Origin of the sequence: Ancylobacter rudongensis (genome assembly GCF_900100155.1) — a bacterium.
In the GTDB taxonomy this organism is placed as follows: domain Bacteria; phylum Pseudomonadota; class Alphaproteobacteria; order Rhizobiales; family Xanthobacteraceae; genus Ancylobacter; species Ancylobacter rudongensis.
Genome location: NZ_FMTP01000001.1, coordinates 995,626 through 1,019,863 on the forward strand (window position 1 = coordinate 995,626; position 24,238 = coordinate 1,019,863).

Annotated in this window: 25 protein-coding genes and 1 tRNA gene; 10 read left to right on the forward strand and 16 right to left on the reverse strand. The window is 68.2% G+C overall.

What is annotated here, in order from left to right; all coding sequences use genetic code 11:
* Positions 1 to 112: 112 nt before the first annotated feature.
* A complete protein-coding gene (locus BLO63_RS04560) occupies positions 113 to 1,090 on the reverse strand; it encodes a quinone oxidoreductase family protein (RefSeq protein WP_091437062.1) in 978 nt (325 codons plus the stop codon).
* 46 nt (positions 1,091 to 1,136) lie between these two features.
* Positions 1,137 to 1,868: a CDP-alcohol phosphatidyltransferase family protein gene (locus BLO63_RS04565; protein WP_091437064.1), complete on the reverse strand. Its 732-nt coding sequence runs from the start codon at positions 1,866 to 1,868 to the stop codon at positions 1,137 to 1,139.
* Positions 1,869 to 2,040: 172 nt separating this feature from the next.
* Between BLO63_RS04565 and BLO63_RS04570 the strand changes: the two genes are divergently transcribed.
* On the forward strand, positions 2,041 to 3,252 hold the full coding sequence (locus tag BLO63_RS04570; protein ID WP_091437066.1) for a UbiH/UbiF family hydroxylase: 1,212 nt from the start codon (positions 2,041 to 2,043) through the stop codon (positions 3,250 to 3,252).
* A 119-nt stretch (positions 3,253 to 3,371) separates the two neighbouring features.
* Here the strand turns inward: BLO63_RS04570 and BLO63_RS04575 are convergent, their stop codons facing one another.
* A complete protein-coding gene (locus BLO63_RS04575) occupies positions 3,372 to 4,334 on the reverse strand; it encodes an AEC family transporter (protein WP_091437067.1) in 963 nt (320 codons plus the stop codon).
* Positions 4,335 to 4,517: 183 nt separating this feature from the next.
* Here BLO63_RS04575 and hspQ point away from each other — a divergent pair, with 183 nt between their 5' ends.
* Positions 4,518 to 4,847, forward strand: a complete 330-nt coding sequence (hspQ, locus tag BLO63_RS04580; protein ID WP_244517608.1) for a heat shock protein HspQ — start codon at positions 4,518 to 4,520, stop codon at positions 4,845 to 4,847.
* Between the two features lie 103 nt (positions 4,848 to 4,950).
* Here hspQ and BLO63_RS04585 read toward each other — a convergent pair whose 3' ends face one another.
* Entirely contained in the window at positions 4,951 to 5,700 is a 750-nt protein-coding gene (locus BLO63_RS04585) for an invasion associated locus B family protein (protein WP_091437071.1), read from the reverse strand.
* A 341-nt stretch (positions 5,701 to 6,041) separates the two neighbouring features.
* Here BLO63_RS04585 and BLO63_RS04590 point away from each other — a divergent pair, with 341 nt between their 5' ends.
* The gene (locus tag BLO63_RS04590) at positions 6,042 to 7,742 is read left to right on the forward strand and encodes an extracellular solute-binding protein (RefSeq protein ID WP_091437072.1); all 1,701 of its coding nucleotides are present in this window, start codon (positions 6,042 to 6,044) and stop codon (positions 7,740 to 7,742) included.
* Positions 7,743 to 7,912: 170 nt separating this feature from the next.
* The gene (locus BLO63_RS04595) at positions 7,913 to 8,221 is read left to right on the forward strand and encodes a hypothetical protein (RefSeq protein WP_091437074.1); all 309 of its coding nucleotides are present in this window, start codon (positions 7,913 to 7,915) and stop codon (positions 8,219 to 8,221) included.
* 224 nt (positions 8,222 to 8,445) lie between these two features.
* Here the strand turns inward: BLO63_RS04595 and mfd are convergent, their stop codons facing one another.
* Both mfd and BLO63_RS04605 read right to left on the reverse strand, forming a co-directional pair.
* Positions 8,446 to 11,961, reverse strand: coding sequence for a transcription-repair coupling factor (gene mfd / locus BLO63_RS04600; RefSeq protein WP_091437076.1), 3,516 nt, complete (start codon positions 11,959 to 11,961; stop codon positions 8,446 to 8,448).
* Between the two features lie 13 nt (positions 11,962 to 11,974).
* Positions 11,975 to 12,271 (reverse strand): FAD assembly factor SdhE, encoded by a 297-nt coding sequence (locus tag BLO63_RS04605; RefSeq protein ID WP_091437077.1) that lies wholly within the window; start codon positions 12,269 to 12,271, stop codon positions 11,975 to 11,977.
* A gap of 159 nt (positions 12,272 to 12,430) precedes the next feature.
* Here BLO63_RS04605 and recG point away from each other — a divergent pair, with 159 nt between their 5' ends.
* The 3 genes from recG (at position 12,431) to mobA (ending at position 15,574) form a co-directional block, all read left to right on the forward strand.
* Positions 12,431 to 14,512, forward strand: coding sequence for an ATP-dependent DNA helicase RecG (gene recG, locus BLO63_RS04610; RefSeq protein ID WP_091437283.1), 2,082 nt, complete (start codon positions 12,431 to 12,433; stop codon positions 14,510 to 14,512).
* A 106-nt stretch (positions 14,513 to 14,618) separates the two neighbouring features.
* Positions 14,619 to 14,960: a YbaN family protein gene (locus BLO63_RS04615; protein ID WP_244517612.1), complete on the forward strand. Its 342-nt coding sequence runs from the start codon at positions 14,619 to 14,621 to the stop codon at positions 14,958 to 14,960.
* On the forward strand, positions 14,957 to 15,574 hold the full coding sequence (gene mobA, locus BLO63_RS04620) for a molybdenum cofactor guanylyltransferase MobA (RefSeq protein WP_091437080.1): 618 nt from the start codon (positions 14,957 to 14,959) through the stop codon (positions 15,572 to 15,574). The genes BLO63_RS04615 and mobA overlap by 4 nt, the downstream gene beginning before the upstream one ends.
* On the opposite strand, the gene mobB is transcribed toward mobA, so the two are convergent.
* On the reverse strand, positions 15,559 to 16,095 hold the full coding sequence (gene mobB, locus BLO63_RS04625; RefSeq protein WP_091437082.1) for a molybdopterin-guanine dinucleotide biosynthesis protein B: 537 nt from the start codon (positions 16,093 to 16,095) through the stop codon (positions 15,559 to 15,561). The two genes, mobA and mobB, sit on opposite strands and share 16 nt — an antisense overlap.
* A 149-nt stretch (positions 16,096 to 16,244) precedes the next feature.
* Here mobB and BLO63_RS04630 point away from each other — a divergent pair, with 149 nt between their 5' ends.
* Positions 16,245 to 16,499 carry a sulfurtransferase TusA family protein gene (locus BLO63_RS04630; protein WP_091437084.1) on the forward strand — a complete coding sequence of 85 codons (255 nt, stop codon included), beginning with the start codon at positions 16,245 to 16,247 and terminating at the stop codon, positions 16,497 to 16,499.
* Positions 16,500 to 16,501: 2 nt separating this feature from the next.
* On the opposite strand, the gene BLO63_RS04635 is transcribed toward BLO63_RS04630, so the two are convergent.
* The gene (locus BLO63_RS04635; protein WP_091437086.1) at positions 16,502 to 16,792 is read right to left on the reverse strand and encodes a DUF2218 domain-containing protein; all 291 of its coding nucleotides are present in this window, start codon (positions 16,790 to 16,792) and stop codon (positions 16,502 to 16,504) included.
* On the opposite strand from BLO63_RS04635, the gene BLO63_RS04640 reads away from it, so the two are divergent.
* A complete protein-coding gene (locus tag BLO63_RS04640; RefSeq protein ID WP_244517614.1) occupies positions 16,791 to 17,510 on the forward strand; it encodes an alpha/beta hydrolase family protein in 720 nt (239 codons plus the stop codon). The two genes, BLO63_RS04635 and BLO63_RS04640, sit on opposite strands and share 2 nt — an antisense overlap.
* Positions 17,511 to 17,547: 37 nt before the next feature.
* On the opposite strand, the gene BLO63_RS04645 is transcribed toward BLO63_RS04640, so the two are convergent.
* Positions 17,548 to 18,033: a hypothetical protein gene (locus tag BLO63_RS04645; protein ID WP_091437089.1), complete on the reverse strand. Its 486-nt coding sequence runs from the start codon at positions 18,031 to 18,033 to the stop codon at positions 17,548 to 17,550.
* A gap of 48 nt (positions 18,034 to 18,081) precedes the next feature.
* Positions 18,082 to 18,158, reverse strand: a tRNA-Lys gene (locus BLO63_RS04650).
* A gap of 230 nt (positions 18,159 to 18,388) precedes the next feature.
* On the opposite strand from BLO63_RS04650, the gene wrbA reads away from it, so the two are divergent.
* Positions 18,389 to 18,988, forward strand: a complete 600-nt coding sequence (gene wrbA, locus BLO63_RS04655; RefSeq protein ID WP_091437090.1) for an NAD(P)H:quinone oxidoreductase — start codon at positions 18,389 to 18,391, stop codon at positions 18,986 to 18,988.
* A gap of 127 nt (positions 18,989 to 19,115) precedes the next feature.
* On the opposite strand, the gene tgt is transcribed toward wrbA, so the two are convergent.
* The 6 genes from tgt to BLO63_RS04685 form a co-directional block, all read right to left on the reverse strand.
* Complete coding sequence (tgt, locus tag BLO63_RS04660; protein WP_091437092.1) at positions 19,116 to 20,270, reverse strand: tRNA guanosine(34) transglycosylase Tgt; 1,155 nt, start codon at positions 20,268 to 20,270, stop codon at positions 19,116 to 19,118.
* The gene (gene queA, locus BLO63_RS04665) at positions 20,267 to 21,352 is read right to left on the reverse strand and encodes a tRNA preQ1(34) S-adenosylmethionine ribosyltransferase-isomerase QueA (RefSeq protein WP_091437093.1); all 1,086 of its coding nucleotides are present in this window, start codon (positions 21,350 to 21,352) and stop codon (positions 20,267 to 20,269) included. Before queA ends, tgt begins: the two co-directional genes overlap by 4 nt.
* Before the next feature lie 78 nt (positions 21,353 to 21,430).
* Entirely contained in the window at positions 21,431 to 21,889 is a 459-nt protein-coding gene (locus BLO63_RS04670) for a peptidylprolyl isomerase (protein ID WP_091437094.1), read from the reverse strand.
* A 36-nt stretch (positions 21,890 to 21,925) separates the two neighbouring features.
* A complete protein-coding gene (locus BLO63_RS04675) occupies positions 21,926 to 22,492 on the reverse strand; it encodes a peptidylprolyl isomerase (RefSeq protein ID WP_091437096.1) in 567 nt (188 codons plus the stop codon).
* A 40-nt stretch (positions 22,493 to 22,532) separates the two neighbouring features.
* Positions 22,533 to 23,042: a pantetheine-phosphate adenylyltransferase gene (gene coaD / locus BLO63_RS04680; protein ID WP_205409249.1), complete on the reverse strand. Its 510-nt coding sequence runs from the start codon at positions 23,040 to 23,042 to the stop codon at positions 22,533 to 22,535.
* Positions 23,043 to 23,120: 78 nt separating this feature from the next.
* Positions 23,121 to 24,170, reverse strand: a complete 1,050-nt coding sequence (locus BLO63_RS04685) for an alpha/beta hydrolase family protein (RefSeq protein ID WP_244517615.1) — start codon at positions 24,168 to 24,170, stop codon at positions 23,121 to 23,123.
* Positions 24,171 to 24,238 lie beyond the last annotated feature (68 nt).

Here is a 24,238-nt window from a genome sequence, read left to right on the forward strand (position 1 = left end):
TGACGGACCACCGGCAGAATGGCATGGCCGATCTCGGGAGCAAGCCTAAAGTCTGGTCCGTCCGGTCCGGAAAATGGCGCGTTTTGCGTCAGAATCCGGGAGTAGGATACCGTCACGGCAGAAGCACGGTCGACCCGGTGGTCCGTCGCGCTTCGAGGTCGCGATGCGCGTCGGCGGCCTCGGCGAGGCGGTAGCGCTGGTTCACCGGGATCTTCACCACGCCCGACCCGACCACCTCGAACAGGTCGCTTGCATTGGCCAGCAGGTCGTCGCGGTTGGAAATATGGGTGAACAGGGTCGGGCGCGTCGCGTAGAGCGAGCCCTTCTGCGACAAAGCGAGCAGGCTGAAATCCTTGATCGCGCCGGAGGCATTGCCGAAGCTGGCGAACAGGCCGCGCGGCTTGATGCAGTCGAGCGAGGCCGGATAGGTCGCCTGCCCGACCCCGTCATAGACCACGTCGCAGAGTGCGCCTTCGGTGATGTCCTTCACCCGCTCGACGAAATTCTCCTCGCTGTAATTGATCACATAGGCGGCGCCGCATTCCTTGGCGATCTCCGCCTTGGCCGCCGAACCCACCGTGCCGATGACGGTGGCGCCCAGATGCGTCGCCCACTGGCAGAGGATCTGCCCGACGCCACCGGCGGCCGCGTGTACCAGCAGCGTGTCGCCGGCCTTCACCTTGTGGGTCTGGCGCAGCAGATAGCGCGCCGTCATGCCCTTCAGCATCATCGCGGCGGCGGTTTCGTCGGCGATCGAATCGGGCAGCTTCACCAGCGGCGCGGCGGGCATGATCCGCTCGCTGCAATAGGCGCCGAGCGACGAGCCATAGGCGACACGGTCGCCCGGCTTGAAGCCGCTGACCCCTTCGCCGATCTGCACGATCACGCCCGCCGCCTCATTGCCGGGTATGAAGGGCAAGCCGTTCGGCGGCGTGTAGAGGCCGCTGCGGAAATAGGTATCGATGAAATTGAGGCCGATCGCCGTGTGGCGCAGCTTGACCTGCCCCGGCCCGGGGGCGCCAAGCGCCACCTCCTCAAGGGTGAGGACCTCGGGTCCGCCGAATTCATGGACGCGAATCGCCGCAGCCATCGTGCTCTCCAGCCGGTTGGGAATGAGGTGGGGCGCCCGCCGGCGCTCAGGGGCGCGGCTCGGCCGCCCGCTTGCGCGAGGGGATCGCCCCGAACAGGGTGAAATAGAGCGCGCAGGCGCACAGCCCGACCGTCACCCACAGGTCCGGCCGCATGTCCTCCAGCACCGCGACGATCGCCAGCACCGCCCACAGCGCCAGCAGCGCCAGGGTGAGGAGGCGCAGGCGCACGACGCGGAACGGATGGACGAACTTGATCGGCAGGAAGGTGCCCACCGCCAGCAGGGCGATGATGCCGGCAATCACGAAGGGATTGAGCGGCACGAGGAAGAAATAGAACACCACGACGTTCCACACCGCCGGAAAACCCTGGAAATACAAATCGTCGGTCTTCATCGAGGTGTCGGCGAAATAGAGCGCGCTGGTGAGCAAAATGGTGGCGCTCGCCGCCACCGCCAGCCAGAACGGCATCAGCCCGCCGCTCGCCACCGCGAAGGCCGGCACCAGGCAATAGGTAAGATAGTCGACCACGAGGTCCAGCGTGTCGCCCGACCAGCGCGGCAGCACCTCGCCCACCTTCGCCCGCCGCGCCATGGTGCCGTCAATGCCGTCGACGAACAGGGCGAGGCCGAGCCAGGCGAACATCAGCGCCCAATGGCCTTCCACCGCCGCCATCAGCGCCAGCAACCCGCAGACCGCGCCCGAGGCGGTGAAGATGTGCACGGCGAAAGCCAGAGTGCGACGTCCAGCGGGACCCGCGCTGAGCGACTTGGTTGTCATCGCCACCGGCTTTCCTCCTGCGACCGCGCGTCCCGGGGGATCGCCGCCTGCCTCTTCCACATCTGACATATAATATGCGCCCGCCGCGATCTGCATTGCCAGACCACGTCGGCCTGCTTATCCCACACTCCACGCCCGGCTTATAGTCCCGGTGATGCACATGGAGGTTCACATGTCATCCGACCCGCACACAGGGCAGATCGCGGCGGTCGTCGGCGGCGGCGCGAGCGGCCTCATCGCCGCGCTGGCGCTGGCGTCGGGCGGCGTTGCCGTCACGCTGATCGCCCCGCCCCGCACCCACGATCCCCGCACCACGGCGCTGATGGACGGCTCGGTGAAGGCGCTGCAGGCGCTCGGCGTGTGGGAGGCGCTGCGCCCTGCGGCCTCGCCGCTGCGGGTGATGCGCCTCGTCGACGACACCGGCCGGCTGATCCGCGCGCCCGAGGTCGAGTTCCGTGCCGGCGAGCTCGGGCTGGAAGGCTTCGCCTGGAATGTCGAGAACGAAGCGCTGCTCGCCGCGCTCGACGCGGCGGTGGCGGAAACGCCCGGCATTGCGCGCCTGGCGGCCAGCGTCACCGGCGTGATCGAGGCGCCCACCCATGCCACGCTGGAACTGGAGGGCGGCGACCGTCTCGATGCGGCGCTGGTCGCCGCCGCCGACGGGCGCAACTCGCCCTGCCGGCGCGCGGCCGGAATCGAGGTCAAGACGCGCGCCTATCCCCAGGTCGCCGTCACCGCCACCCTTGCCCATAGCCGCCCGCACCGCGACATCTCGACCGAATTCCACACCCGCACCGGGCCGTTCACCCTCGTGCCGCTGCCGGGGAATCGCTCCAGCGTCGTCTGCGTCGTCTCGGCGGCGGAGGCGCAGGCGCTGGCGGAGCTGGACGATGCCGCCTTCGCCCTTGCCATGGAGCGCAAGGCGCATTCGCTGCTCGGGACCATGCGGCTCGTCTCGCCGCGTGGCAGCTTCCCGCTCAGCCAGCGCACCGCCGCGCAGTTCGCCCGGGGCCGGGTCGCGCTGGTCGGCGAGGCCGCGCACATCATCCCGCCCATCGGCGCGCAGGGGCTCAATCTCGGCATTCGCGACGCCGCCACTCTGGCCGAGATCGCCAGCGACGCCGCCCGCGCCGGGCGCGATATTGGCGGCACCGACGCGATGGAGGCCTATGAGCGCCGCCGGCGCGGCGACGTCGCCACGCGCGGCTTCGCCATCGACCTGTTCAACCGCTCGCTGCTGACCGATCTGCTGCCGGTCGCCGGCCTGCGCGGTCTCGGGCTGTGGATGCTCGGCCAGTCGTCCGGCCTGCGGCGGCTGGTGATGCGCGAGGGCGTCGGCCCGACCCGCGACGTGCCGCGCCTGCTGGCGGGGGCGCCGCTTTAGAGCATTTTCGAGCGAAGTGGATACCGGTTCGCGTGAAGAAAATGCGTCAAATCAAAAAGCTAGTGCACGTCCGGTGAACTGGCTTTCACCGGACGTGCACTAGGCTCCGGGCGCGGCTTTTACTGCAGCAGCCCGTGCGGCAGCATGTCGTGCTGCAGGGCGTAGAGCATGGCCGTCACCGTCGCCACCGAGACCACGGTGCCGACCAGCACGCCGCCGGAGGCGCCGGCGACATAGGTGTCGTACTGCTTGGCCATGATGAAGGCGTTCAGCGCCGGCGGCAGGCTCGCCATCAGCACGGCGGTGGCGATCCACACCGGATCGAAGCCACCGACCAGGCTCAGCACCAGCCAGACCAGCGCCGGGTGGATGACCAGCTTGATCGCCAGCAGCCACGGCACCTCACTCTGCATCTTCCCCATCGGCCGCAGCGCGACCGAGACGCCGAGCGTGAACAGCGCGCAGGGCGCGGCGGCGTTGCGCAAAAATTCCAGCGTCTTGTCCAACGCGGCCGGCGGATGGAATTCAAAATAGGCCGACAGCACCCCGAGAAAAGTCGCGACATTGAACGGGTGGGTGACGACACGGCGCACCACCAGCAGCAGGGTGTGACCGAGCCCGCGCCGGTCGCGCCCGCTCATCGCCATCAACACCGGCACGATGGTGAAAAAGAACAGGCTGTCGAAGACGAAGATCAGCGCGGTGGGCACGGAGGCGCCAGCCCCGAGCGCGCCCAGCGTCAATCCCGGTCCCATATAGCCGACATTGGCATAGGAGCCGACAATGGCGGCGATGGTGGCTTCCGGCAGGTTGCCGCGCCGCAGCCAGAGCCCGACCCCCAGCGAGAGGGTGAAGCACACCGCCGTCGTCGCCGTCGTCGCCAGGATGAAGGAGCCGTTGGTCAGCTCGTGAAACGGCGTGCGCGCCACCAGCGAGAAAAACAGCGCCGGCAGCGCCAGATAGATGATGAAGAAGCTGAGCCAGGCGAGGCCGCTTTCCGGGATGCGCACCAGCCGGCCGCATCCCAGCCCCAGGAAGATCACACCGAAGAAGGGAAGCGCGAGCGCGAGGACCTCGTCCATGACGGCTCGCTACCGGCTCGCCTCGCCCCGGTCAATCGTCATCTTCAGCCGCGCTGGGGTGAGGCGGGTGCGGCGTTCGGGCACGCGCGTTGCATGAGCGGCGGTTGACAGGCTCTGGCGTGGCCCGCTACGGGGGCGCCACCGCCTCTGGCGGACAAGTTCAGGATGGCGGACGAGTTCATGATGAAAGAGCGGAACGCCAAATACCGTATCGGTGAGATCGTCCGGCACCGCCACTACCCGTTCCGCGGCGTGGTGTTCGACGTCGACCCCGAATTCTCCAACACCGACGAATGGTGGGAATCGATCCCGGAACATATCCGCCCCACCAAGGACCAGCCCTTTTACCACCTGCTGGCCGAGAATGCGGAGACCGAATACGTCGCCTATGTCTCCGAGCAGAACCTCGAACTCGACACGACAGGCGAGCCGGTGCGCCATCCCCAGGTCCCGGAAATGCTGGCGGCCGATGGCGATGGCGGCTGGCGGGTGCGCAGCGAGCGGCTGCAATAGCACCGGCCCCTCGCCTCTTGCTCAAACGAACGTGCTCAAGCGAAAACGCCCGGCTCATCGCCGGGCGTTCTGCATTCTGGCCATGTCAGCCGGAGGGCGGGCCTTACTGGGCCGGGGCGTTCTTCAGCTTCTCGGCGCCAAGCTTTTCCAAACCGGCCTTTGTCTGCTGCTCGCGCTGCTCGGCCTCGGCCTTGAGCTGTTCCTGGCGGGCCTTCACCTGCTCCTGGATCTTGGCGATCTGGCCTTCAAAGACCTTCGGGTCGGTCTGCGGGCCGTCATAGACCTTGGCGAAGTCGCCGAGCCCGATCGGGTAGGAAATCAGGCGCCCGACCGAATTGGCGACCTGCAGCGTCAGGCCGGGGGCCTTCTTCATGCGGTCGACGAAGCCCTGGTCGACCTGGATGTCGCCGCGGCAGAACTGCTGGTCGCACATCACGAAGGTGCCGAGAATCGGCTGCTCATTGGCGAGCGCGACGCGAAAGCCGTTGCGCAGCAGCAGGCCGGTCGGGAAGGCGACGGTAAACGCCTTCTTCGGGTCGTCCTGCACCTCGAACACGCCGAAGCGGACGAGGAACTGCCCGGTATCGGTGATGATGGTCTGCTCCAGCTCGCAGACGTTCTTGTTGATCGAGGGCTCCTGGCGGCAGCGCTTCATCCACGGAATCGGGATCGCCGGAATCTGCTGCGGCGCGGCGGCCTGCTGGCCGGCGGCGGGCGCGGGCTGGGCGGCAGGGGCCGCCGGCTTGGCGGCGGGCTTGGCCGGCGCCGTCTGGGCGAGCGCGGCGCCGCTGGCGAAGGCCAGCGCCAGGGCGGCGCCAGCAAGGCTGCGCGCAAGAGTGGAGCGATGGATCATGTCGAGTTCCTGTCGAGCGAACCGGGTAGAGAGAACAGCGGACGCCTCGCCGCCATAACGCGATCGTGGGGCTGTCTCAAGCGCAATTGAGGCGACAGAGTGACCCCGGGAAATATCGGTGTCTGGTTCATGCTAGAACTCGGCGGCAAATACGAGCCGAATCTCTGACCAGGAGCCGATGCGTGAGCGGTATCACCCGGCGGGCCTTTGCGCGCAACGTCTTAATTGCCGGCGGAACGGCACTCGGATACCCACTACTGGCGCCCGCGCGGGCGCAGGACAGTGCCGCCGCCGGGTCCGGCGTCACGTCAAACCCAAGCACCGCGAGCCACGGCATCGCCATGCACGGCGCGCCGCGGTATCCGGAGGGGTTTTCTCATTACCGCAGCGTCAATCCCGACGCCCCGAAGGGCGGCCGGCTGATCCAGGGCGCGGTCGCCTCCTTCGACAGCCTGAACCCGTTCATCGTGCGCGGCTCCGCCCCGCCCTTTGTGCGCTGGAACATCGTCGAAAGCCTGATGGCGCGCAGCCCGGACGAGGCCTTCACCTGCTATGGCCTGCTGGCCCGCCAAGTGGAGACCGACGCGGCGCGTTCCTATGTCGCCTTCGAGATCGACCCGCGCGCGCGCTTTGCCGACGGCGCGCCGGTGACGGCGGACGACGTGCTGTTCTCGTTCGAACTGCTGCGCGCCAAGGGGCGGCCGAACCACCGCACCTATTACGGCAAGGTGGCGAAGGCGGAAGTCACCGGCCCGCTCGCCATCTGCTTCACCTTCGGCGTGGTCGACCGCGAATTGCCGCTGATCCTCGCGCTGATGCCGGTGCTGGCCCGCCACGCCACCGATCCCGAGACCTTCGAGCAGACCAGCTTCAAGGCGCCGCTCGGCAGCGGCCCCTACACCGTGGCCGAGGTGAAGCCGGGCGAGACGGTGCTGCTGGCAAGAGCGCCCGCCTATTGGGGCGCGGAACTGCCGGTCAATCGCGGCAATTTCAATTTCGATAGCCTGCGCTATGACTTCTACCGGGATGTGAATGCGCAGTTTGAAGCCTTCAAGCGCGGCCTCTACGACATTCGCTACGAGACCGACCCCGGCCGCTGGAAGACCGGCTACGACTTTCCGGCCGTGCGCGACGGGCGCATCGTCACCGAGGAAGTCGCCACCGGCACGCCCAAGCCCTATTCGGCGCTGATCTTCAACATGCGCCGCCCGTATTTCACGGACGCGCGGGTGCGCCAGGCGATGGTCGAGCTGTTCGACTTCGAATGGGCCAACCAGAACCTCTATTTCGGCCTCTACCGCCGCAATGGCAGCTTCTACGACGATTCCGAGCTGTCCTGCCTCGGCCGCCCGGCCGATCCGCGCGAGCAGGCCTTGCTCGCCCCCTATGCCGACGCCGTGCTGCCTGAGGTGATGGACGGCTCCTGGCACGCCCCGCGCTCGGACGGTTCGGGCCGCGACCGCACGCGCCTGCGCCAGGCGCTGGACCTGTTCGCCGCCGCCGGCTGGGAGCTGAAGGCCGGCACGCTGACCAGCCGCGCCACCGGCCAGCCCTTCGCCCCGGAACTTCTCGTCGGCACCAAGGACCAGGAGCGGCTGGCGCTGGCCTATCAGAACATGCTGCGCCGCGCCGGCGTGCGGCTGAACATCCGCCTCGTCGACAATGTGCAGTTCGAGGCCCGCAAGCAGACCTATGACTACGACGTGGTGCCCTATATCTGGGACCAGTCGCTCTCACCCGGCAATGAGCAGGCGTTCTATTTCGGCTCCGCCGCCGCCGACACACCCGGCACGCGCAACTTCATGGGGCTGAAGAGCCCGGCGGCGGACGCGATGATCGAGGCGCTGCTGGCGGCGCGCGAGCGGGAGCATTTCGTCTCGGCGGTGCGGGCGCTCGACCGGGTGCTGATTTCCGCCGGTTTCTCGGTGCCGCTGTTCTACACGCCGGGCCAATGGATCGCGCGCTGGCGCAAGGTGGAGCGGCCGCAGACGCTGGCGCTTTCCGGCACGCTGGCGGAAAGCTGGTGGCAGGCAAAGCCATAACGTCCCGCGCGCGGGTGCGGGGCCTGACCGCCACATCGGGCTAAAACCGCGTCATCGTGCGCATGAAGCGCTGGACAGCCGCGCCCGAACGCGGTCCTTAAGGGCAATGCGCACGGGCGGCCAGCGAAGATGGGCCGTCGGTGCCCGAATGAAGTGCTGGAGCGAAGTCCATGCGTTACGCCGTCCTTTCCGTCGCCGCTCTCCTCGTCGCGGGCCTTTCCCCTGCCGGCGCGCAGCAGCCGATCGAGGTGCATCCGAACAAGCCGGCCGGGGGCGGGCTGGAGATCAGCATTCCGCCGATCAACAACCCGAACTATCTCGATTACGGCCCGCTGCCGGACAAGCCGGGGGCGGACAAGAGCCAGGACTACATGGAGCAGGCCGGCGGCAATTACGAGAATCTGAGCGGCCCCGGCTCGGATGTCGATGCCGACGTGATGCCCGACAGCGACGGCGCCTATGAGAGCCCGCTCGACTGAACCGGCGCGATAGAGGCGAGGCGGTGTAAGCCGTCATCCCGGCCGCAGCCGCAGGCGGCGAGCCGGGGCCCCTCTCTGCTTGGTCATCCCGGAAGAACCGCAGGTCCTCTCCGGGATCGCGCCCCCATCCTGGGAACGATCCCGGCCCTCCGCCTTCGGCTGCGGCCGGGATCACGGCTGGCCCCGCGAGGGCGGCGGCCTACGCCGCCCTTCCCGCGAGGCGGCTAAGCCGCCTTCGCCCCCTGCTCGGCAATTTTCGCCAGCTCTTTCAGAATGCCGGCGCTGCCCTTGAGCCGCGCATTGGCGCTCGGCCAGTCCTCCGAGAACATCACCTTGCCGTCGGGCCGCATCTTCGCCACCACATGCGGCTTGCCGACATAGGTGATGAAGCCGGCCGGGTTGGGGAAGCGCCCGTCGCGGAAGGTCAGCACCATGCCGCGCGGGCCGGCATCCACCTTCTCCACATTGGCGCGGCGGCACAGCGCCTTGATCCCCACCAGCTTGAGCAGCTGCTCCACCTCTTCGGGCAGCGTGCCGAAGCGGTCGACCATTTCCGCGCCCATGGCCTCGATCTCGGCGTCGGTCTCCATGTCGGCCAGCCGGCGATAGAGGCTAAGGCGGACATGCAGGTCGGTCACATAGTCCTCGGGGATCAGCACCGGCGTGCCGATGGAGATGGTGGGCGACCACTTGTCGGCCACCGGCGCGGTGATTCCGGCCTTGAGGTTGGCGATCGCCTCCTCCAGCATCTCCTGATAGAGCTCGTAGCCGACCTCCTTGATATGGCCGGACTGTTCGTCGCCCAGCAAATTGCCGGCACCGCGAATGTCGAGGTCGTGGCTGGCGAGCTGGAAGCCCGCCCCCAGCGTGTCCAGCGACTGCAGCACTTTCAGCCGGCGGTCGGCCTGCGCCGTCACCTGCTTCTGCGCCGGCAAAGTGAAGATGGCATAGGCTCGGGTCTTGGAACGGCCGACGCGCCCGCGCAGCTGGTACAGCTGGGCGAGGCCGAACATGTCGGCGCGGTGGATGATCAGCGTATTGGCGGTGGGGATGTCGAGGCCGGATTCGACGATGGTGGTGGAGAGCAGCACGTCGAACTGCCCGTCATAGAAGGCGGACATGATCTCTTCGAGCTGCGTCGCCGCCATCTGGCCATGGGCGACGGCCACCTTCACCTCCGGCACCGCCTTGTCGAGGAAGTCCTTCACCTCGGCGAGGTCCTCGATGCGCGGGCAGACATAGAAGCTCTGGCCGCCGCGATAGCGCTCGCGCAGCAGCGCCTCGCGCACAATCAGCGGGTCGAACGGGGTGATGAAACTGCGCACCGCCAGCCGGTCCACCGGCGGCGAGGCGATGATGGAGAGTTCGCGCACCCCGGTCATCGCCAGCTGCAGCGTGCGCGGAATCGGCGTGGCGGTCAGGGTCAGCACATGCACCTCGGCGCGCATCTGCTTCAGCCGCTCCTTGTGGCTGACGCCGAAATGCTGCTCCTCATCGACGATGACGAGGCCGAGGTCGCGGAACGCGATCGCCTTGCCCAGCAGCGCATGGGTGCCGACCACGATGTCGACCGTGCCGTCGGCAAGGCCCTTCTTGGTCTCGGAAAGCTCCTTGCCGGTGACGAGGCGCGAGGCCTGCCGCACCACGACGGGCAGCCCCTTGAAGCGCTCGGAAAAGGTCTTGAAGTGCTGGCGCGCCAGCAGCGTGGTTGGCACCACCACCGCCACCTGCTTGCCGTTCAGCGCCACGGCGAAGGCGGCGCGCAGCGCCACCTCGGTCTTGCCGAAGCCGACATCGCCGCACACCAGACGGTCCATCGGGTGGCCGGAGCCGAGATCGTCGAACACCGCCTCGATGGCGGCTTCCTGGTCCTCGGTCTCCTCATAGGGGAAGCGGGCGCGGAACTCGTCATAGAGGCCCGGTGCCGGCACCAGCCGGGGCGCCTCCTGGGTATGGCGCTGCGCCGCGACCTTGATCAGCTCGGCCGCCATCTCGCGGATGCGGCTCTTCATCCGCGCCTTGCGCGCCTGCCAGCCGCCGCCGCCCAGCCGGTCGAGCTGCGCCTCGGTATCCTCCGAGCCATAGCGCGAGAGAAGTTCGAGGTTTTCTACCGGCAGGAAGAGCTTGGAGCCTTCCGCATAGTGGATTTCCAGGCAGTCATGCGGCGCGCCCATCGCCTCGATGGTCTTCAGCCCGATGAAGCGGCCAATGCCATGGTCGACATGCACGACGAGGTCGCCGGCGGTCAGCGCGCCCAGTTCCGCGATCACGTCCTGCGGCCGGCGGCCCTTGCGCTTGGGCCGCACGAGGCGGTCGCCGAGAATGTCCTGCTCGCCGATGATGGCGAGGGAATCGGTCTCGAACCCGTTCTCGATGCCAAGCACGGCGAGCGCGATGGTGCCCTTGGGCAGCGCTTCGGCAGCGTCGCGCGAGCCCACCGTCTGCGTGCCCTTGAGGCCGTGATCGGCCAGCACGGTGGCAAGACGGTCGCGCGAGCCATCCGACCAGGCGGCAAGGATGGTGCGTTTGGATTTCGCCAGATCGCGCAGATAGGCGGCGGCGATGTCGAACAGCGCCGCCTCAGGGTCGGCCCGCTCCGGCGCGAAGGAGCGCGCGGTGCGGCCGTCGAGGTCGATCACGTCCTTCGATTCCGGCAGCGCATAGGCGGAAATCGCGAGGTTGCGCGCGCTCTCGCGGTGGGCCTTCCACTCCTCCGCCGTGAGATAGAGCGCGTCCGGCGGCAGCGGCTTGTAGGGCACCGCCCCGCCACCATGCTCCAGCCCGTGCCGGCGGGCGTCGTAATAATCGGCGATCTGTTCGAGCCGCGAGGCGGCGGCCTCGTCGCCCTGCGCCTCCATCACCACCGGGGCGTCGGGGGCGTAGTCGAACAGCGTGTCGAGCCCTTCATGGAACAGCGGCAGCCAGTGCTCCATGCCGGGATAGCGCCGGCCCTCGCTCACCGCCTCATAGAGCAGGTCGCCGCGCGGCGCCGCGCCGAAGGCGGCGACATAGGCCATGCGGAAGCGCTTCATCGTCTCGCTGGTGAGCTGCAATTCGCTCATCGGCACGAGGTCGAGCGACCGCATCTGCATGGCGGTGCGCTGGGTCTCGGGATCGAAGGAGCGGATCGATTCCAGCGTGTCGCCGAAGAAGTCGAGCCGCACCGGCAGCGGCATGCCCGGTGGGAACAGATCGACAATGCCGCCGCGCACCGCATATTCGCCGGTGTCGCGCACGGTGGAGGTGCGCTGGAAGCCGTTGATCTCCGCCCAGCCGACCACCTCGTCGAGCGACAGCGCATTGCCCGGCGCCGCCGAGAAGGACTGGGTGGCGATGAGGGCGCGCCGGGGCACGCGCTGCAGCGCGGCGTTGACCGTGGTCAGCACGATGGTGCCGGCCTCGCGGCCCTTCACCCGGGCGAGCCGGGCCAGCGTCGTCATCCGGCGGGCGATGATCGCGGCGTTGGGCGAGGCGCGGTCATAGGGCAGGCAGTCCCAGGCCGGGAAGGGCAGCACCTCGACGCCCGGCGCGAAGAAGCCGAGCGCGCGCTCCAGCTCCGCCATCCGCTCGGTGTCGCGGCAGATCACCATCAGCGTCGGCCAGGGCGCGTCGTCCTGCGCCGCCAGAGCGCGGGCGAGATCGGCGACGACCAGCCCCTCCATGCCGGCGGGCACATTGGCGAGGGTCAGCGTCCGGCCGGGGGCCAGCCGTTTGGTCAGCGAGGCAAGGGGCGTCTTCATGTCGTCGGGGTCTTCATATCTCGGGAACGCCCTCTCCCGACAGGTGGAACTGGCGGAAGCGGTGGAAAAGCGGGGTGTCGAATTCAGGCGCCGGCGGGGCGCCGCCGAGCCAGCCATAGAGGTCGGGGTCCTCGACCTCGATCAGCAGCTCGAAGGCGGCGACGTCCTCCTCGCTCAACTCGCCGATGCAGGCATCGGCGAAGCGGCCCATCAGCAGGTCCATCTCGCGGGTGCCGCGATGCCAGGAGCGGTAGAGAATGCGGCGGCGGCGGGCATCAAGGCCCGCGCTGGAGCGCGTGGTGCCGGTCATGTCGAGACCTCGGTGGCGGGGCGCCGGAAATGCGACGCGCGGAAGGCGGTGGTTCTAGCGCGCAAGGGCGCCGCTGTCAGGTGGCTTGTCGGAATGGCTGATGCGAGGGCCGACAGGACGATTGCGAAGCGCCCGCCCTTCGTCCACCTTCCCGGCATCATGCGGCCCGACATCCTCAATTCCTATTTCGCCGAGATCACCGGCCTGCCCGGCATCGGCCCGAAGCTCGCCCGGCCGTTCAACCGCCTGCTCGGGCGGGAGGACGGCGCGCGGGTGCTCGATCTTCTGCTGCACCTGCCCGCCTCCACCATCGACCGACGGGCGCGCCCCACCCTGTCGGAGGTCGTGCCCGACACGGTGGTGACAGTGAAAATCCATGTCGACCGCCATGTCCCCACGCCCCCCGGTTCCCGCGCCCCCTATCGCGTCTATGGACACGACGCCACCGGCGACCTGACGCTCGCCTTCTTCAAGGCCGAGCGCAGCTGGATGGAGCGCCTTCTCCCGATTGGCGAGACGCGCTGGGTGTCGGGCACCGTGACGCTGTACGACGGCATGGCGCAGATGGTTCACCCCGACAGGGTCGTGGATGCCGCCGGCCTTGCCAGGCTGCCGCCGATCGAGCCGCTCTATCCCCTCGTCGAGGGGCTGGGCCAGGGCCATGTCCGACGCGCCATCGAGGCGGCACTGGCACAGGTGGGCGATCTGCCGGAATGGCGGGCGGAGGCGCCCGACATCGGCTTCCTCGCCGCGCTGCGCAAGGTGCACCAGCCGCGCGACGCGCTGGATGCCAGCCCGCTCGGCCCGGCCTGGCAGCGCCTCGCCTATGACGAATTGCTCGCCGGCCAGCTCGCCCTCGCTTTGCTGAGGGCCAGCACGGTGAAGCAGGCCGGGCGGCCGAGCCTCGGCGACGGGGCGGTGTCGGCGCGCATCCTTGCCGCCCTGCCCTTTTCGCTCACCGGCTCGCAGACCGAGGCGCTCAAGGCCATCCGTGCCGATCTGGGGTCAGAGGACCGCATGCTGCGGCTGCTGCAGGGCGATGTCGGCTCCGGCAAAACCGTGGTGGCGCTGCTGGCGGCCGCCACCGTCATCGAGGCCGGCCGGCAGGCGGCCTTGATGGCGCCGACCGAAATCCTCGCCCGCCAGCACATGAAGACCATCGCCCCGCTGGCGGAGAAGGCGGGCCTCACCGTCGCCCTGCTCACCGGCCGCGAGAAGGGCCGCGCCCGCGCCGAGCTGCTGGCCCGGCTCGCCGACGGCGCGGTCGACCTCGTCATCGGCACCCATGCGCTGTTCCAGGAAGGCGTCGACTTCCACGACCTCGCGCTGGCCATCGTCGACGAGCAGCACCGCTTCGGCGTGCATCAGCGCCTCGCCTTGGCGGCCAAGGGCGAGGCGGTGGATGTGCTCGTGATGACCGCGACGCCGATCCCCCGCACGCTGGTGCTGACCTATTTCGGCGACATGGATTCCAGCGAATTGCGGGAGAAGCCGGCCGGTCGCCAGCCCATCGACACCCGCGCCATCCCCACCGACCGCATCGACGAGATTGTCGCCCGCCTCGGCCGGGCGCTGGAGGAAGGACGGCGCGCCTATTGGATCTGCCCGCTGGTCGAGGAATCGGAGACCTCCGACCTCGCCGCCGCGCAGGCACGCTTTGGCGAATTGCAGGCGCATTTCGGCGCCCGCGTCGGCCTCGTCCACGGCAAGATGAAAGGCGCGGAGAAGGATGCGGCGATGGCCGCCTTCGCCGCCGGCGAGACCCAGCTTCTCGTCGCCACAACGGTGGTCGAGGTCGGCGTCGATGTGCCCGAAGCCAGCATCATCGTGATCGAGCATGCGGAACGTTTCGGTCTGGCACAGCTTCACCAGCTGCGGGGCCGGGTCGGGCGCGGCTCGGAGGCTTCCACCTGCGTGCTGCTCTATCGCCGCCCGCTGGGCGAGATTGCCCGTCAGCGGCTGGAGGCGCTGCGGTCTTCCGAGGACGGGTTCTTCCTTGCCGAGCAGGATCTGAAACTGCGTGGCGAGGGTGATGTGCTCGGCACGCGGCAGAGCGGCTTTCCCGGCTTCCGGCTGGCGCGGCTCGACGTACACGGGGATTTGCTGGTTCAGGCGCGGGCGGAAGCACTTGCAGCAGTCCAGAACGATTCCGATCTTCAGGGCCCGCGTGGCGCGGCGCTGCGGCTGTTGCTACATGTCTTCGAGCGCGACGTGGCGGTGAAGCTGCTCAGCGCGGGATAATGACTACAGGTTGAGGAACGAACGACTTGGCGATGCGGTGATGCACCCCTGCATGACGGAGCAAGAGCAAAAGACATCTTCCCTTGCGGCACCTGTGCGCTGGGCGATGTTTGCCCTTGCCTGGGTGTGCGTCGGGCTGGGCATTGTCGGCATCGTCACGCCTGTCATGCCCGGCACCGTGTTCCTCATCCTCGCCGCCTGGCTGTTCACCCGCTCCTCGCCGCGCTTCGAGCGCTGGCTGCTCACCCATCCCCGCCTCGGCCCCTCGGTGGTGGCGTGGCGGGCGAGCGGGGTGGTGCCGCGCTGGGCCCAATTCACTGCCGCTGCCAGCATGGCCGGCAGCTTCGCGCTGCTGGTGTTCATCGGCCTGCCCATTCCGGTGCTGGCGATAATTGGGGCGATCTTCGTCGGAGTGTCGGCCTATCTGCTGACCCGGCCAACCGCATGATTTCCGCCGCGCCGGCCGGCCTCATCCTTGCCGGCGGCCTGTCGCGGCGCATGGGCGGCGGCGACAAGGGCCTTCTCAGGCTCGGCGGCGAGACCATCCTCGCGCGCATTGCCAACAGGCTCGCCCCGCAGGTCTCCCCGCTCTTGCTGAACGCCAACGGCCCGGCGGAGCGGTTCGGGCTTGCCTTGCCTGTGGTGCCGGACACGCTGCCCAATCATCCCGGCCCGCTCGCCGGCATCCTCGCCGGCCTCGACCATCTCGCGCGCACCGCGCCGGCAACCCGATTTCTGCTGACCGTGCCGGGCGACTGCCCTTTTCTCCCCCGCGACCTCACCGCGCGGCTGGCGGCGGCAGCGGGCGAGACGGGCGCCGCCTATGCCGTCTCCGGCGGGCGGGAGCATCCGGTGGTCGGCCTGTGGCCGCTGGCCTCCCGGGACGCCTTGCGCCGCCTGCTGGTGGAGGAGGACGAGCGCCGGATGATGCGCTGGGCCCGGCACATCGGCGCCGCGCCGGTCGAGTGGCCGCAGGCGCCGGTCGATCCGTTCCTGAACCTCAACACGCCTGAGGACCTTATCGCGGCCGAGCGCCTGCTCGCCGCCTATCCCGCGCTCTGATCCGCCGGCCGCCAGGCGATGCCGGCGACCGGGGCGGCATGCTGGTCGGCGAAATCGGCGATGGCCTCGATATCGGCGAGGTCGATCACCGGGCGCGGGCAGCCCGGCACCACCCGGTCGCAGGCGAGGCCGACGATGAACGGATCATCGGGATAGAGGAACGGCTTGCCGACCTCGACCCGGTGAATCTCGATCTTGGGGTGGCGGTCATGCTTGAAGCCTTCCACCAGCACGAGATCGACCGGCGACAGCCGGGCGACGAGTTCCGGCAGATCGGGCTCGGGAGCGCCGCGCAATTCATGCATCAGCGCCCAGCGATTGGCCGAGGAGATCAGCACCTCGCTGGCCCCGACCGTGCGGTGGGTGTGCGAATCCTTGCCCGGCTTGTCGACGTCGAAATTGTGATGGGCGTGCTTCACCGTGGAGACGCGGTGCCCGCGCGCCACCAGCACGGGAATCAGCCGCGCCAGCAGCGTGGTCTTGCCCGCACCGCTCCACCCCGCGAATCCGATCAGCCGCATGCACGCCCCCCTGCCCATTCCGCCACTGGCTTTGCCCGCACTTCGCGTCCCGCCGGCGGCCACGTCAAGCCGGGAGGCGGCATCGCCCGATCACGCTTTCCGCTTGCCCGCGCCGAGCCCGCGTCCTACCCCGGCGCGGGAGGTGTGCCATGGACCACGACGACAGCCTGCAGCGGCTCGACCTCAAGGGATTGAAGTGCCCGCTGCCGGCGCTGCATACGAGGCGGGCGCTGGCGCGCGCCCTGCCGGGGGCGGTCATCCTGGTCGAGTGCACCGACCCGATGGCGGCGATCGACATTCCCCACCTCGCCCACCAGGACGGCCATGTGCTGGAAGCGCAGGCGCAGGAGGCCGGCGTGCTCTCCTTCCGCATTCGCAGGGGCAGCGGAGGCGCGGGCGGCTAGCGTCAGGCGTCGCGCCAGTCGAAGGACAGCGGCGCCTCGCGGAAGGCGAAGCGGTCGAGATGGCGGGCGACGACGCCCTTCATCTGCTCCAGCGTCTCCGCATCGGGCGCCGCGATCCCTACCGCGAGACCGTCCGGCACCGCCTCCATCGTGGCGACCGTTCCTTCGGAAAAGGTCACGACGCCCCGCTCGGCGGTGATGCTCACCTCCAGCTTGTGCGCCCAATGCTTGCAGAGCTGCTGCAGATAGCGGCTGGCGTGCGCGGTCGGCACAGTGGCGAGGGTGCTGGGCATGGTGAGCCTCATCAATGGATGGCAAATCGGCGGCAAGCTGGTTTATCTAGCGGAGCCTTTTATGCTCCGGGATCACAGAATGAAACGGCTGCGACGCCTGCTCACCCTTCTCGCTCTCATCGCACCGATCGTCCTCCTCACCGCACTGGCCGGCCACGCCAATCGGGCGCATGCGCCGCATCACGGCCAGAGCGCCGCCGCGCCCCTGCCGGCCCGCGCCGATACCCATGTCTATCTGCTGCGCGGGCTATTTGGCGTGTTCTCGCAAGGACTTGACGCGCTGGAGCAGGAGCTGGCGGCGCAGGGTTATCACGCGGAGATCTATGGCTGGGACGAGGCGCAGCAGGTCATTGCCCTGATCGAGCAGCGCGAGCGTGACGGCCATGAGGGCCCGACGATTCTCATCGGCCACTCCCTCGGCGCCAACGCCGTGATAACGGTCGCTAACGCCTTGCAAACGCAGGGTATTCCGGTCGATCTCGCGGTCACATTCGATGCCACGGCGCCCGATCCGGTGCCGCAGAATGTCGCGATTCTGATCAATTTCTGGGCGGCGGACGGCTTCGGCGTGCCGGTCACGGCGGTGCCCGGCTACACGGGTGACCTTGAGAATATCGACCTCTCCGGCCAGCCCGGCATCGACCATACGAGCATCGACTCGATGGATCAGTTCCACCAGAGCGTCATTGCGCGGCTGGAAAGCCTGACCGGAAACTAAGGCGCCGACCCTCTAAAACGAGAGCCGGCGCAAGGGCTTACTTCAGGGCGGCGTCGACCGCGCCACGCACCCAGGCTTCCGGCGACACCTTGGCGGCGGCGGCCTTGGCGTTGATATCGTTGAGAATCGACGGCGGGAAGGCGACGTCGAGGATCACCGCATCGGCGCTGTCGAGCGCATAGACCGTGCGGGTGACGCGCGACGCGAAGGTCGCGAGCTTCTCGGTCTTGGCCGCATCGCTCAGCCCGCCCTGCGCCGCAACCGATGGGCAATAGGCGGTGATCACACCATCGATGATGAGCCCGGAGCCGATCCCCTTGGCACGCAGCGAATCGACCGCCGCGTCCAGCGCGTCCGGCGCGTCGAGGCCATCGCCGGCCGGCAGCGCCGCCTTGATGGTGGCGGCCTGCGACGCTTCGAGCGTGCTCTTGGGGCATTCGAAGGCGCCGGCCGCCAGTGCCGGCTGGGCGCCGCAGAGAGCAAGGGCGAAGGCCGTGGCCGGAATGAACTTTGCGTATGACATCTCAACACCCGCTGCTGAAAACCGCTTCAGGAACAACGCCTTTGCGCGTGGTGAGCCCGCTGGGACTCGAACCCAGGACCTCATGATTAAAAGTCACGCGCTCTAACCAGCTGAGCTACGGGCCCCCACGGGATGGGGCTTAAGGGTTTCGGTCGGCGAAGGCAAGACTCAGTGGCCACTCATGCGCGCGGTTTCCAGAAGCCAGCCGACGCCACAACGCCGCATTTTTGATTGCGCGGATGCAATATCGCTCCGTCTAACATGCCGCTTCCGCAACATCACCGGCGGCCCTAGCTTCACGCCACGATTTCCGGCGGGCCGCAAGCTCCGCCACCTGAACCGAGGAGTGAGGAACATGGCGAAAGTCCTGGTACTTTATTATTCGACCTATGGTCACATCGAAGCGATGGCCGAAGCCGTTGCCCAGGGTGCCCGCGAGGCGGGCGCCGACGTGGCGGTGAAGCGGGTGCCGGAAACGGTTCCCGAGGAGATTGCCAAGGCTGGCCATTTCAAGCTCGACCAGACGGCGCCGATCGCCACTGTCGACGAGCTGAAGGACTATGACGCCATCATCTTTGGCGCCCCGACTCGCTTCGGCACGGTGGCCTCGCAGATGCGCAGCTTCATCGACCAGACGGGCGGTCTGTGGTTCACCGGCGCGCTGGTCGGCAAGGTCGGCTCGGTCTTCACCTCCTCCGCCACCCAGCATGGCGGGCAGGAATCGACGATTCTCGGTTTCCTGCCGACCCTGCTGCATCACGGCATGGTGGTGGTCGGCCTACCCTATGCCTTCCAGGGCCAGATGGGCGTGGACGAGATCAAGGGCGGCTCGCCCTATGGCGCCGCCACCATCACCGATGGCGATGGCTCGCGCATGCCGTCCGAGGTCGAACTCGCCGGCGCCCGCTTCCAGGGTAAGCATGTCGCCACCCTCACCGGCAAACTGGCGGCGTGATCGCATAAGCAAGCGCATGCCCGGGCCCGTCCCGGGCATGCGCTCTCATGCCGTCATCCCGGTCGAAGCGATGCGCAGAGCCGGGATCGGCCCACGGCCGTCCAAGATGATGGCAGGTGAAACGGCTTCACCGCGCGGCAATGTCCCCGCGTGCCCAGCCTTCCTTTACCTCGGCCTTGAACGCCTCGAACCGCCCCTCGGCAATGGCGGCGCGGATGCCGGCCATCAGGCTTTGGTAATAGGCGAGGTTCACCCAGGTGAGCAGCATGGAACCCAGCATCTCGTCGCAGCGCACGAGGTGGTGGAGATAGGCACGGGAATAGTCGCGCGCCGCCGGGCAGTCGCTTGTCTCGTCCAGCGGGCGAGGATCCTCCGCATGGCGGGCGTTCTTCAGGTTGATCTTGCCGAAGCGGGTGAAGGCCTGCGCGTGGCGGCCGGCGCGGGTCGGCATCACGCAGTCGAACATGTCGACACCGCGCGCCACGCTCTCGATCAAATCGTCCGGCGTGCCGACCCCCATGAGGTAACGCGGCTTGCCCGCCGGGAGGATCGGTGTCACCACCTCCAGCATCGCCAGCATCACCTCCTGCGGCTCGCCGACGGCGAGGCCGCCGATGGAATAGCCGGGAAAGTCGATATCGATGAGGCCGCGCGCGGATTCTGTCCGCAGTTCCGCATCGTCGCCGCCCTGAACGATGCCGAACAGCGCCCGGCCCTTCGGCTGGGCCTCGAACGCCTTCTTCGAACGCTCCGCCCAGCGCAACGACAGGCGCAGCGCCCGGGCGATTTCATCCTGGCTGGCGGGCAGGCGCACGCACTCATCCAGCTGCATCTGGATATCGGCGCCGAGCAGGCCCTGAATTTCGATTGAGCGCTCCGGCGTCAGTTCGTGATAGGCGCCATCGATGTGGGAGCGGAAGGTCACGCCCTTCTCGCTCATCTTGCGCAGGCTCGCGAGCGACATCACCTGGAAGCCGCCGGAATCGGTCAGGATCGGGTGCGGCCAGCGCATCAGCGTGTGCAAGCCTCCCAGCCGGGCCACCCGCTCGGCACCCGGGCGCAGCATCAGATGATAGGTGTTGCCAAGCAGGATATCGGCGCCAAGCTCGCGTACCTGCTCGGGATACATGCCCTTCACCGTACCGGCAGTGCCGACCGGCATGAAGGCGGGCGTGCGGATGACGCCGCGCGGGGTGACGACCTCGCCGAGGCGGGCCGCGCCGTCGGTGGCGTGCAGGCTGTAATGGAAATCGGTCTGTTCGCGAAAGTCGGGAGTGTTCATGGCCGGGCTTGTGGCAGCAAAAGGCAGGCATCGCCATAGGAATAGAAGCGGTAGCCGCTGGCGATGGCGTGGGCATAGGCGCCCTTCTGGGTGTCGTGGCCGACAAAGGCCGCCACCAGCATCACCAGCGTCGAGCGCGGCAGGTGGAAATTGGTAAGCATCCCGTCGATGAAGCGGAAGCGCGTTCCGGGGGTGATGAAGATGTCGGTCTCGCCGCGCCACGCGCTGAGCCGCCCGTCTCCCGATGCCGCGCTCTCGATGAGGCGCGTCGCCGTGGTGCCGACGGTCACGACCTTGCCGCCGCGCGCCTTCACCGCGTTCAGCGACGCCGCCGCCTCGGGCGAGACCTCGCCCCATTCGGCATGCATGCGGTGGTCTTGCGTGTCGTCGGCCTTCACCGGCAGGAAGGTGCCGGCGCCGACATGGAGCGTCACCCGGTGGGTCTCGACCCCGCGCGCGGCGAGCCGCGCGATCAGCTCCGGCGTGAAATGCAGCCCGGCCGTGGGTGCGGCGACCGACCCCTCATGGGCGGCGAACATGGTCTGGTAGTCCGCGCGGTCCTGCGCGTCGTCCGCGCGCTTGGCGGCGATATAGGGTGGCAGCGGAATGTGGCCGATGGCGGCGATGGCGGAATCGAGCGCCGGGCCGGCGGCCGCGAAGCGTAGTGTCACCTCACCGCCCTCGCCTTTCCCCTCGACGCGAGCGGCGAGGACCGCCCCGCCATTGGGGGAAGCGAATTCGATGGTGTCGCCCGGCGCCAGCCGCTTGCCGGGGCGGGCCAGCGCTAGCCAAGCATCGGGGCCGAGCCTTTTGTGCAGCATGGCCTCGACCTTTACGCCCTCACCCTGCGACGAGCTGCGTCGGCGGATGCCGTCGAGGCGGGCGGGGAAGACGCGCGTGTCGTTGACGACGAGCGCATCGCCCGGCGCCAACAGCTCGGGAAGGTCGCGCACCTGCGCGTCGGTCAGCTCGGGCACGGAACCGGGGCGCACGACGAGCATACGCGCCGCGTCGCGCGGCGAGACGGGTCGGAGCGCGATGCGCTCGGGCGGCAGATCGAAGTCGAACAGGTCGACGCGCATGCGACTAAGCCTGAAATAGCGATCCCGGCGCGCGCCTAGGCGCGGCCGGGATGACGCAGGATCTCAACGTGAAGGCGATCAGGCGGATACGGTCGCCTTGACGATCTTGTCCGGGTTCTGCACCGGCTCGCCGCGCTTGATCTTGTCGACATTCTCCATGCCTTCGGTCACTTCGCCCCACACGGTGTACTGACCGTCGAGGAAGCCGGCGTCGCCGAAGCAGATGAAGAACTGGCTGTCGCCCGAATCCGGGTGCTGGGCGCGGGCCATCGAGACGGTGCCGCGGACATGGCGACCCTTGTTGAATTCGGCCTTCAGGTTCTTGCCCGAGCCGCCACGGCCCGTGCCCGTGGGATCGCCGGTCTGGGCCATGAAGCCTTCGATGACGCGGTGGAAGACCACGCCGTCATAGAAGCCCTGCTTGGCCAGTTCAGCGATGCGCGCGACATGGCCGGGGGCGAGGTCGGGACGGAAGCGGATGGTGACCGGCCCCTGCGTCGTTTCGAGCAGCAGCGTGGTTTCGGTGGTGTCGGTCATCGGGTTCTCCTTGCAATGGGTCGGGGTGGGGCGGCGTCACTTGACGTCGGCGGCCACCTTCATCGAGACGATCTTATCGGGGTTCTGCACCGGCTCGCCGCGCTTGATCTTGTCCACATTCTCCATGCCGGAGACGACCTGACCGATCACGGTGTACTGGCCATTGAGGAACGAGGCATCGCCGAAGGTGATGAAGAACTGCGAATTGGCGCTATTCGGCGCGGAGGCGCGGGCCATGCCCACCGTGCCGCGCTTGAACGGCACGTTGGAGAATTCGGCCGGCAGGTTGGGATAGCGCGAGCCGCCGGTGCCGTTGCCGAACTGGCCGTCGCCGGTCTGGGCCATGAAGCCCTCAATGACGCGGTGGAACGGCACGTTGTCGTAGTAGCCCTCGCGCGCCAGCGTCTTGATGCGCTCGGCGTGCTGGGGCGCGAGGTCCGAACGCAGCACGAAAATCACCGGACCCTTGGTGGTCTGCATGATGATGGCGTTCTGCGGATCGACATTCGGCGGCAGCTTGGGCGCCTGGGCCGACGCCGGCGCGGCGGCGATCATGGCCAGCGCGCAGGCGACGGAGAAGGCGGCGAGAAAGCGTCGGATCATGGGCATGAACTCCGTTGAGCGATGGCGGGCGGGGCCGCTGCTAGGCCTCGCGCCGGAACCGGCCGGTGAGGCGGGTCAGAACGGCATTCGGCACGAAGGCGGACACATCGCCGCCCATGGCAGCGATCTGCCGGACCAGAGTGGCGGTGATGGGGCGGGCTATGGGCGAGGCCGGCAGAAACACCGTCTGTACGCCGGGTTTCAGCGTCGCGTTCATCCCTGCCATCTGCATTTCATAGTCGAGATCGGTCCCGTCGCGCAGGCCCCGGATCAAAAGGCTGGCACCATGGGCCTCGGCCGCGTCGACCACCAGATTGTCGAAGGTGATGCAGTCGAGCTGAGCGCGCTCCTCCCGCGCAATGGGGGCGAAGATCTCGCGCAACATCTCCAGCCGCTCCGCCGGGGCAAAGAGCGGGGCCTTGCCGGGATGGACGCCGACGCCCACCACCAGCCGGTCGACCAGACGGGCCGCCGCGCGGGCGACCTCGACATGGCCGTTGGTCGGCGGGTCGAACGAGCCTGGATAGAAGGCGGTGCGCATGGCGCTCATCATGGGCCTCAAGAGTGCGCGGCAAGGGTTAGCCGCCTCCCGCAGCGGACGCAAGCGCCGGGCCGGTGTTGAAGACGCTCACTGCGGCGGAAGCGAGGCGTCAAGGAAGCCGGCGATCTCGTCCGCCACCTGTTGGTGAATGGCCGCGCGCGAGGCGCCCTCGGCTTCCAGGCAGACCATGCCATCCCCGGGGACTTCCCGCTCCAGCATCTCGCGGCCACCCGGCTTGCACAGGTTGAGGAAGCTAAAATGCGTGGCGCCCGGGACCTTGATATAGCGCGTCGACGCCGACGGCAGCCCGTCGGCGAGGTGACGGGATTCCAGCGTAGCAGGCAAACGCGCGTCGCCACCATCGGCCGTCATCACCAGGACCGGCACACCCACGTGGCCGAGGCTCTCCGGCTCAAAGCCCCGTGCCAGCCCCAGATCGAGCGAGACGACCGCCTTGACGCGCGGGTCGGACAGATCCTGCTCGAGCGCGGCCCTCGATTCACTGTCGGCGCCGGCGCCTAGCCGGCCGTAGACCTCGCAGGCGGCGAGCGCCGCGTTGGCGCGGCAATCGGCGTCAAACCGCGCGGCGTTGAACCGCGCACCGGCGATCTCCAACACGGTCCATCCACCAAGCGAATGACCAATCGCCGCGACCCTGTCCGGGGACACGACGCCGGCCCATGCTGGATCGCGTGTCAGTTCGTCGATGACGTGCGATATGTCGCGCGGGCGCTCCCACAAACGCCTGCCGATCGCCTTGTCCATATTGCGTGACGTGGTTCCAGGATGGTTCACCGCCGCGACCACATAGCCGCGTTTAGCCAGATCAACCGCCAGCCACGCCTGATTGAGCAGGTTGCCACTAAATCCGTGCGACAGCACCACAAGCGGATGCCTGCCCGGTGCCGGGGGGGCGTCCGGCAGGACCTCCTGTCCGACGAAGACCACATTGTCGCCGATCAGCCGGGCGTCGCCGCCCATCTGAGTCGGGTACCAAACGGCGATGTCCAGCTTCCGGCTGCCGTCTCCCGCCGCGACCTGAAACTGACGGAACCCGATCGCATCGCCGGCAAAGGCCGGCATGCCCAGTTGAAGCATGGCCGCCAGCCACGCCACAGCAACAAGGGTGATGCGCATCGTGCGCTTTCCTATCTGGAGGTGGTCACCCCAGCGGGAGCCAGAGCCGAAAGTCTGGCGGCGCGGGT